Source organism: Bacillus sp. SD075 (genome assembly GCF_017355165.1).
Classification (GTDB): domain Bacteria; phylum Bacillota; class Bacilli; order Bacillales; family DSM-1321; genus Peribacillus.
The window spans coordinates 169,736-179,133 of the sequence record NZ_JADILK010000008.1; the positions used below are offsets into that span (position 1 = coordinate 169,736).

Genomic DNA, 9,398 nt, shown 5'->3' on the forward strand with positions numbered 1-9,398 from the left:
TTGAAGATGCTTGAATGATTAATAGAAAGCTTCATTACTTATTTATATAAACCTGGAAGTTCTGCGTAAAGGCCTGGTAATTCGCTTGGGACAATAACAAAAGCAGCGATGATAAGAAAAGACACGACTAATGCTTTAGTACTTTTTTTCATAGGTCATTCCTCCTTTTCTTTTAAAAAAATATTGGTTAAAATAGAAATTAATTCTATAGTTATATTTAACCACACTTCATAAAACCATATATTTCGACTAAAGAATCTATTTAAACCGTTCAGGACCTGTACATACCGCTTTCACCGATTTTTCATAACAAAATATAACTCTAGGCATATTTTAAGGAGAATCAAAATGGATTTTTTTGCAGTTGGACAAAAGATCAAAGAACTACGTAAACAAATCGGGCTTTCCCAGGAAGAGTTGGCATCCGGTATTTGTACACAAGCACAGATCAGTAAGATTGAAAAGGGTGATGTCTATCCATATGCATCCACTCTCTATTTAATTTCCCAACGTTTAGGCGTTGATGTAAACTATTTTTTCGATATTGGAATGACCCCTAGGCTTGATTACGTGGAAGAAGTGATTTATCAATTAAAAATAGCCAGAAGAACCCGAAATTATGAGGAAATGCAGCAAATTGTAAAGGCTGAGGAAAACAGTCCCCTCTTTCTTCAGAATAAAAAGAATCATCAATTGATTCTTTGGCACAAGGGAATATACGAATATGAAAAAAATAAAGATTTAGATAAAGCCATAGAATTCATTAATCAGGCCATCGCCATTACTCATACGACAGACAAAATTTATTCGGAACGGGAGCTTGAAATCTTAAGCAGCCTTGGTGTAATGTATGTTGCCGAAGAACAATACGAAAATGCATTCGCCTTGTTAAGGAAAGCTTTAGATCACTTGAAAGCCCTGCCCTTTTTGACGGATAAAACGCTAAAGACACGGCTATCCTATAATTTTGGCAGGGTGTTAACACGCCTGGTCCGATATGAAGAGTCCATTGCCTGCTGCCAAGATGCTATAAAGTGGTGCCTCGAACATGATCAATTATATGCGTTAGCGGATTTACATTACCATTTAGGTTACAATTTTGAACTCGTGGGTAACTTTGAAGAGGCAAAAGAGTATTTGGAAAAGTCAGCATTTCTATTCAAATTACAAAAAAACCATACCTTTGTTACATTCATCAACAAAAAGTTGGACAGTTGGAAGAACGGAATGAAAATAAACTAATTCTATATTTTATAGCCATTCCCACAGGAATGGCTCTTCCCATTCACCAGGAATATGTATAATCTCACACTCGTCATTTCCAAAACCTCTATTCAACATTTTAAGTTCCAAGCCAAAATGAAGTATAATAAAGAGATGCTTCAAAAAAGGCACGTATAAAAAGTTACGGCCCCCCATCCCTTAGTTTTGTGATGCGACATGAAGTTGAAGGAATTGAGGCATGGTTAACGTGAAGTCCAGTTATTCCTGTTTATATCCGAACCGCTTATATTCAAGAGGATTTTTGACGATATTGACTTTTACAGGGTTTTTATGAATATACGGCTAGAAGCAGTGATGATTTGTTCGATCATATGGATTAGAACGTAAAGAGAACGGCCATGAAAAAAGTCCGGCATTCGATCTCGGGACTGAATATATGCACGCCCCAAGAGTGTAAAATCGGCATGACTACGATAAGTTAAAGAACTGATGGTTCATGATCATACAAAAATATAATTTTGGTAAACAGGGCTTGTCCCTGAAGGAGGAGAGTATGGAGCGGGAGTTGTTGTTAGTTGGGGAACGACTGGCGGAATTTTTGGAGGCCGGGAATCCGGAAGATTCGGATGTGGTGAATCAAGGGCTCCAGTTATACCGTCAGGGGCTCGTTGATATTAAAGAAGAAGCGGCGGATACGATTGCTGCTGAGGTACAGGATGAGACACGCTTCAAGGCCAGGCTGAATCTGCTCTTCCCTCAGGATGGAAGCTGTACTTGTGATTCAAGGTTCATTTGCCGGCATCAAATGGCCGTTTTCTTTTCTGCGTATTCAGAACACGCTAGTGTTTCCGAATGGCTGAGCGAATGGAAAGCACCAAAAAGCACCTCAACCGCCCAGGCACTGCAACAAGTGCAACGGGCGAGTGAATTACTGAAACAGGCGGCGGGGCAATCCACCACCTTAGATAAAAGCTATCCATCATGGAAGCAATTCGTGAGTGATGCCTTTGCGGAACATGTCGAGCCTCATATAGGTGAGCCTACCTATATGATTGAAAATCATATACAAACTTACTTTAAACGCCTTAGCTCAAAGGCTCCAATGGAAAGGGAATGGAAATTACTTTATCATTTCGTCACGCAATTTTGCACGATGCAGCTGACACTGAGAATGATTCAGCTGCATAAAAGTGAGACGCAAACGATCAGGGTCTTTTATGCACTTGCCGTCGACCTGGCAGAAGAGCTGCACGAAACGGTACAGCCGCTTAGCAGGCAAGCGAGGCCCTTTGCCTTTGATCCATTCGTTTTCAGCATCAAGGAAGATGTAGCTAAACTATTAGATGGAGGGGAAGGTCTGGAATACGAAAAGATCGACCTCTATCGGGAGATATGGAGCTACTTATTCTCCAACTCCTCATGGCGTAAAGAGGAACTGGGACGAATCAATAAAGAACTTCCCGAGAAGTATATGGGCACCACTGAGAGGACGTCCTATTCCCTCGCAGCCATTCACCTATCCCTTTTGGAGAACCATGATAAACAAGCGATTGGGCTTCTTCATGAATTGAAGAAGGAGGCCTGTCCATACATTTTTTATTGGCTGAATCTCCTGGCTGAATCAGACAACCGGTCACGGGCCATCCCTTTCATTGAATTCATCAATAATAATGTCCAGGAGTTTCTTGCCGGTTTATCCGATTATTATAAACGGGTAGATTTCGTCCGGACCTTTACGACTTTAATTAACAATTGCTGTTATAAATTAAAACGGACCGATTTGCTTGAGAAATTTTACAGGGCCACCCTTCCGCACAGCTATTGGAACTATGCAAATTTCCTTTTTGAACAAGGACAATATAAAAAATGGGTGGAGATGCATATTTACTCTGAAATCAGCATTGACTTAATCAGCAGTGAATCCATCAAAGAAGTGGTCTCCAAAGAACCGGAACTAATCCTGCCACTTTATTATCATGCGGTCCAGGAAAAAGTTTCTTTGAAAAATCGGCCTGCTTATAAGCAAGCTGTCCGTTATTTGAAAAGGATGCGCACCATCTATAAAAAGAGCAAAAAGGAAGACGTATTCGAACGTTATATACTTTATGTAGCAGATTCAACCAAACGGCTTCGCGCTTTCCAAGAAGAACTAAAAAGGGGTAAGCTTATCGATGTTTAATCCAGGGAAATTAAAAATCAAAATAGCAGCGCTCGAAAATGGAACTTACGCCCTCGGTGTCGTCAATGCAGAGAATACCTTCCTCACTACGAACTATATACGCAGGCTTTTATTCAACTGGGATGACGCAAGCTTTTATGGTACTAAAATGACTACCGATATGGTGGATGGAAATCAAGTATTCATTCTTGACGCCTGGGGACTTCTCAACTTTTTCGCGAGGGAAAGCTTTAACTCCTTCATAGAATGGGAATGGTCCGAGATATCCTCCCTTTGCCTGTCGGCAGCGCCCGTTCTTCATGAATCCATTGAAGCTGGGATCCCCGTCCCGGATTTCACTAATCTTCAGTTGGACTCCATCGGCTGGAAGCTGCCGGAAGAAGTGGAAGAGGAATTCGTCCCTTCCTTTTGGGAAGAAGAAATATCTCTGGACCTCCCTTCACCTGAACTGGAAACCAACCGTACTTTTATCGAAAAGTGGTATAACGGTGCCGCTAATATGTATTTAAAAAACTATTCACCCATGCAGCATAAATGGAGTGAAGCCGTCGGGGCATTGAAGGATACACGACTTTCTCCCGAAGAATTGCAGGCCTTTTTTGACAAAGACAGCTGGCAGGAATGGCTCGGAACCCGACCCGACCCCAAACCATTCACTATAGGTCTCCGTTTAACTGAGCCTCCTGATGGTAATGGGCCTTGGATACTCGATGTTACCCTTCGCTCCAAAAGGGATGAGAATATCATTGAAACATATACAGGAAAAAAACTGCCGCGCGGCTGGAATAAGTATGCAAGTGAAGTGGTGCGTGCTACGAAACGCTGGCAACTCGTCGTGCCATGGCTTGGGGAGAATGGCCGTCTGAAAAGGGAGATTTCGGAAACGGATGCATGGGAGTTCTTGACAGATGCAAGCGAAAAACTCCTGTTTCTTGGCGTTGAGATTCTCCTTCCATCGTGGTGGCTTGCCTTGAAGGAGTCCTCATTGAAGGTCAAGGCGAAGGTGAAGAGCCAATCGAACCGCGGCCCATCTTATGTCGGTTTAAAAGCTTTAATGGACTTTGATTGGCGGTTCTCATTAAATGGCAAAGAGCTCACTGAGGCAGAGTTCGAGGCGCTCGTCAATGAAAAAAGGCGGCTTGTCTTCATTCGCGGCCAATGGGTCAAGCTTGACCCGGCTTTCATTAAACAAATTCAGGAGCTGATGGAAACAGCTAATGAAAAAGGCATCCAACTGACTGACCTGCTGCAGCAGGAACTGTTGAATGGTGTAAATGAAGGTGGCGATAACGATTCTGAAATCGACGACATGCTCCGGATTCAATTTGAATTGAACCAGGAGCTCCGAAAAATGGTGGGGAAACTCCGAGAAACCAAAAACATATCCATCCTGCCCGTCCCTAATGCACTTCAAGGTGATTTACGCCCCTATCAAAAACTTGGCATGAGCTGGCTCCTTTTTTTAAGGGAGCATGGCTTTGGTGCTTGTCTTGCCGACGATATGGGACTTGGAAAAACCGTCCAGATGATTGCCTACTTACTTCATGTGAAAGGCAAAGAAGGATCCGGTAAAGAGCTGCCCACTGCCCCCGAATCCGTCTCAGTACAATCGGCGCTCATCGTCTGTCCGACATCGGTCCTCGGTAACTGGCAAAAGGAATTGGAAAAATTCGCACCATCACTAAAAGTTCACCTTCACTACGGATCGAATCGCGCTAAAGGGGAAACATTTACTAAGCTGGCAGCCGATCATGATATTGTCTTAACATCATATGGACTGACCCACCAAGATATGGATGAACTCAGCTCCATCCATTGGAGCAGCGTAATCCTTGATGAAGCACAAAACATCAAGAATGCCCAAACTAAGCAATCCAAAGCGGTCCGCAAGCTAAATGGCAGACATCATATTGCCTTATCGGGTACGCCGATGGAAAACCGTTTAAGTGAGCTATGGGCCATTTTCGACTTCATCAATAAGGGTTATCTCGGAACGCTAGGTCAGTTTCAGGAAAAATATGTGGCGACCAACGAACGTGATGAACAGAAGGATAAAATCAAGGAGTTGCAGCGTTTGATACAGCCCTTTTTGCTTCGCCGTACAAAACGCGATAAAGAAGTCGCTCTTAATCTTCCGGATAAGCAGGAACAAAAGGAATTTGTACCGCTTACCACCGAGCAAGCATCGTTGTATGAGCAATTGATAAAAGATACATTCACTAATATCGAACAACTGTCTGCCTTTGAAAGAAAAGGCATCATCCTTCAGATGCTGAATAAGCTAAAGCAACTTTGCAATCATCCCGCTCTTTACTTAAAAGAGACGGAAAAGGAAAACATTATGAATGCGCCTAACCGATCAGGCAAACTCGAGAAGCTGACCGAGCTTATCGATGCTGTCCGCGAACAGGATGAAAGCTGTCTCATATTCACACAATATATCGGGATGGGCAATATGATAAAAGAATTGCTGGAAAAACGATATGGCTTTGAAGTTCCATTCCTGAACGGGAGTGCGAACAAGAAGCAGCGTGATGAAATGATCACCCGATTCCAAGATGGGGAATTCCCTATCTTCATTCTCTCGTTGAAAGCAGGCGGCACTGGTCTTAATCTTACAGAAGCAAACCACGTGATTCACTATGACCGGTGGTGGAATCCAGCTGTTGAAAATCAAGCCACCGACCGTGCTTACAGAATTGGGCAGCAGCGTTTCGTTCACGTTCATAAGCTAATCTGCACAGGGACCCTGGAAGAAAAAATCGACCAGATGCTCGATAAAAAGCAAGCCCTGAACGATGAGATCATCAGCAGTGACAACTGGATCACTGAACTTTCCACAGAGGAAATCAAGGACTTGGTTGCTCTTCAATAACCCGCTCTAACGATATGAAGATGAATGAGGGCAGGTTGTTAGCTTATCAAGTCAAAAAAGGGGGAATGCATATCGTATATGCATTCCCCTATTTTTAACATTAGCGTCCTGTAACCTTTAAACTCTTGAATACCTGGCATGTTCTAGTCCGAATGCGTTTATCTTAAAAAAGTGGTTTAATCATATAAAGAGCCGTGATCCAAATGATGATTGCAGAAATTTTATTTAAAATTACAAGGAATTTGCCAGACGTATCAATCTTTTTCAGCAATCGACCCGCAAGACATAATCCATGGAACCAGCACCATGACACAAAGATGCACGTTGTGGTGAAAATCATTTTATCTTCTCCTGAATAAATAAGTGAGCTCGAACCGATTACACCTATCGTATCCAAGATTGCATGTGGATTCAGCAATGAGACGGACAGAGCAAATACAATTTGTTTCTTTGTGGAAATCTGCATAGAGTGGGCACCTGACTGTGAGTTCGATTTGGCAAACCAAACCTGAAACCCCATATACAATAAAAATATAACTCCGATTATGATTAATGTAAGGCGCAACCACTCATATTGCATGACAATCAACGAAACACCTAAAATGGCTAACAGAATCAGCACTGTATCACAAACGGCAGCTGTGATCGTTGCTGGCAATGCTTTTTTTATGGTAGGTTGGGCTACTCCTTGATTAAAAATGAATACATTTTGCACTCCCAACGGAAGGATAAGCCCTAAAGCCAATAATAATCCATGAAAAAATGGTCCCATACGAATACCCCCTTCCCTCATATTCAGTATAATGAAAAAAACAAAGGATTGGCCATCCAATTGGTTGGTTTTCAAACCAACCAATTTACAATGAATATAGAACATGAAAGGAGTGGTTTGCGTATGTTTATCGAATGGAGACCAAACCGGACTTCCGACCAATCCCTTCACTTACAAATAGTAGAATGGATCAAACAACAAATTACCCGTGGAGACTGGCCAGTTGGCACTAAGCTCCCATCCCAACGCTCATTGGCCGATTCTTTTGGCGTTAACCGAAGTACCATCATCACAGCTATAGATGAGTTGATTGCAGACGGATTATTGGAAACTAAGGTTGGGTCCGGCACATTCGTTTCGAATAACTCATGGAATGTTCTCGTTTCCAGTAAACAGCCCGACTGGAAAAACTATGTCCTGAATGGCCTTCATGAACCTAATTTAAAAACGATTCAGGACATTAATCGGTATGAAGCGGACACTTCCATCATCAGATTAGGCACGGGTGAACTATCTCCATCTCTATTGCCTGCAAAACAAATCGAAAAGACGCTGCAATCCACTTCTTTTGATGCCCATTCATTAGGTTATTCCGAACCCAAGGGTGATAGGAGGCTTCGCCATTGTATAAGTGTTTATTTAGAAGCAAAAGGGGTTAACGCAAGTCCCAGCTCCCTCATGATCGTTTCCGGCGGGCTTCAGGCACTCCAGTTGATTTCAGTTGGTTTACTTCAAAAGGGATCGATGATTTTACATGAAACCCCTTCCTATTTAAATTCCGTTCACCCTTTTCAATCTGCGGGCATGCATTTAGCAGGTTTATCCATACAGGGCCCGGAAAGTATTCCGACACAAATAAAGCGCATCAACGGAAGGAAGAAAGCATCCCTGTTTTATACGGTTCCAACATTTAACAACCCAACAAATACTACATGGACAAAAGAAGAAAGACTAAACCTCTTATCTCTATGCAAAAAAGAACAGATTCCGATTATTGAAGATGACGTATATAGTGATTTATGGTTTGAAAAGGAGCCACCGCCGCCTCTAAAATCCCTTGATGCAGATGGCCTTGTATTGCACATTGGCAGTATGTCCAAAACATTAAGTCCCGGATTGCGTATCGGATGGATTGCTGGTCCGGTAACTGTGATTGAACGTCTAGCGGACATTAAAATGCAAATGGATTACGGTTCCAGTGCCCTTTCCCAACACGTTGTGGCAGAATGGCTAGCAAATGGTCAATATTTAAAGCACTTAGAGTGGCTAAGGCATGAGTTGATAGCACGGAGAGATTTTACCTTAACTCTTCTTAATCAATATTTTAAGGGACTGGCTGAATGGCAAGTACCTCGAGGCGGATTTTATATATGGTTAAAATTATGCAGACCCATCGTGAATCCAAACCTTTTCAAGCAAGCGATAAAGGAGAACATACTTTTTAACCCGGGGTACATATACGAACCAAATAACCATACACATATACGGCTTTCATATTCATACGCCTCGGAGGAACAATTAATTTATGGCATCCATACCCTTTCAAAAATCATTCGGAAGTTGGTTTGACTCTTGAGGGATCGGAGAAGCTCATCATGTTGAAACATTAATGGAGCTGCCATGGCAGCTCCATCCTTAGTGAGTATAGTGCCTTTTCGAATTACGTTATACTTGACGGAAGTTTATACCTTAACATGCCCTGCCCAAGAAAGTTTTAGAAAATGATTGCACGGAGTAGCAGCTTTCCTTTTTGCGTTCCGCTCCTTTTGCTGGATGATGAAAAAAGAATGGTGATTGCCATGATTGATCATGATATGATCGAGGATTGCAGTAAGCGCCTCACCCTTATTCGTTTGAAATGTCTCTGAAATTTCCTCAATGATGATTTTTTCTTGGTGGGGGTCATAATTAATAGATGTTTTAGCACCTCTTTCCAAAAAAGAAAGGGTTATTTCCTGGCGTAGTGGAAAATCCTGATAGGGTGAATCTGAGCGGGGATTCTTTTCAAAGGGAGAATTGACGTGCTGAAGTGCATCGAAGAAACTCAGCTTTGTAAGATATGCCCTGTCGCTTCCTCCCCTTTCGAATTTCACTGTAATTCCACAATTAGTTACTTTATTGCTAGATTTCTTCTTATAATTCATAGATACCCTCCTTTTAATAGGTTCTTTATACCTAATTCCTTTATCCTATACCATATACCTTCCGGAAAATGAAAATACTTCCTTAATAATAGATTTCCATATTAGCACCGTGAAAACGCAGCAAACTACTCCATAACCATTACGAAAGAATTCAAAATCCGGAAATCTTATTACGCAAAAAAAGCCCTCTTGGATAAGAGGGCT

General features: G+C 42.1%; 6 protein-coding genes. 4 read left to right on the forward strand and 2 right to left on the reverse strand.

Annotated features, from left to right (window positions below):
- Positions 1-348 precede the first annotated feature (348 nt).
- The 3 genes from IOC57_RS08970 (at position 349) to IOC57_RS08980 (ending at position 6,278) form a co-directional block, all read left to right on the forward strand.
- Positions 349-1,242, forward strand: a complete 894-nt coding sequence (locus IOC57_RS08970) for a helix-turn-helix domain-containing protein (protein WP_207438395.1) — start codon at positions 349-351, stop codon at positions 1,240-1,242.
- A gap of 535 nt (positions 1,243-1,777) precedes the next feature.
- Complete coding sequence (locus tag IOC57_RS08975) at positions 1,778-3,403, forward strand: hypothetical protein (protein ID WP_207438396.1); 1,626 nt, start codon at positions 1,778-1,780, stop codon at positions 3,401-3,403.
- Positions 3,396-6,278, forward strand: coding sequence for a DEAD/DEAH box helicase (locus IOC57_RS08980; protein ID WP_207438397.1), 2,883 nt, complete (start codon positions 3,396-3,398; stop codon positions 6,276-6,278). Before IOC57_RS08975 ends, IOC57_RS08980 begins: the two co-directional genes overlap by 8 nt.
- Positions 6,279-6,441: 163 nt before the next feature.
- On the opposite strand, the gene IOC57_RS08985 is transcribed toward IOC57_RS08980, so the two are convergent.
- Positions 6,442-7,050 (reverse strand): LysE/ArgO family amino acid transporter, encoded by a 609-nt coding sequence (locus IOC57_RS08985; RefSeq protein ID WP_207438398.1) that lies wholly within the window; start codon positions 7,048-7,050, stop codon positions 6,442-6,444.
- A gap of 123 nt (positions 7,051-7,173) precedes the next feature.
- Between IOC57_RS08985 and IOC57_RS08990 the strand changes: the two genes are divergently transcribed.
- The gene (locus IOC57_RS08990; RefSeq protein ID WP_207438399.1) at positions 7,174-8,619 is read left to right on the forward strand and encodes an aminotransferase-like domain-containing protein; all 1,446 of its coding nucleotides are present in this window, start codon (positions 7,174-7,176) and stop codon (positions 8,617-8,619) included.
- A gap of 113 nt (positions 8,620-8,732) precedes the next feature.
- Here the strand turns inward: IOC57_RS08990 and IOC57_RS08995 are convergent, their stop codons facing one another.
- Positions 8,733-9,194 (reverse strand): hypothetical protein, encoded by a 462-nt coding sequence (locus tag IOC57_RS08995; RefSeq protein ID WP_207438400.1) that lies wholly within the window; start codon positions 9,192-9,194, stop codon positions 8,733-8,735.
- Positions 9,195-9,398: the final 204 nt, after the last annotated feature.

What these genes read in the sequence shown, in the direction of transcription:
- IOC57_RS08970 (WP_207438395.1), top strand. Translation starts at nt 349, where the DNA reads ATGGATTTTTTTGCAGTTGGACAAAAGATCAAAGAACTACGTAAACAA.
- IOC57_RS08975 (WP_207438396.1), top strand. Translation starts at nt 1,778, where the DNA reads ATGGAGCGGGAGTTGTTGTTAGTTGGGGAACGACTGGCGGAATTTTTG.
- IOC57_RS08980 (WP_207438397.1), top strand. Translation starts at nt 3,396, where the DNA reads ATGTTTAATCCAGGGAAATTAAAAATCAAAATAGCAGCGCTCGAAAAT.
- IOC57_RS08985 (WP_207438398.1), bottom strand. Translation starts at nt 7,050, where the DNA reads ATGGGACCATTTTTTCATGGATTATTATTGGCTTTAGGGCTTATCCTT.
- IOC57_RS08990 (WP_207438399.1), top strand. Translation starts at nt 7,174, where the DNA reads ATGTTTATCGAATGGAGACCAAACCGGACTTCCGACCAATCCCTTCAC.
- IOC57_RS08995 (WP_207438400.1), bottom strand. Translation starts at nt 9,194, where the DNA reads ATGAATTATAAGAAGAAATCTAGCAATAAAGTAACTAATTGTGGAATT.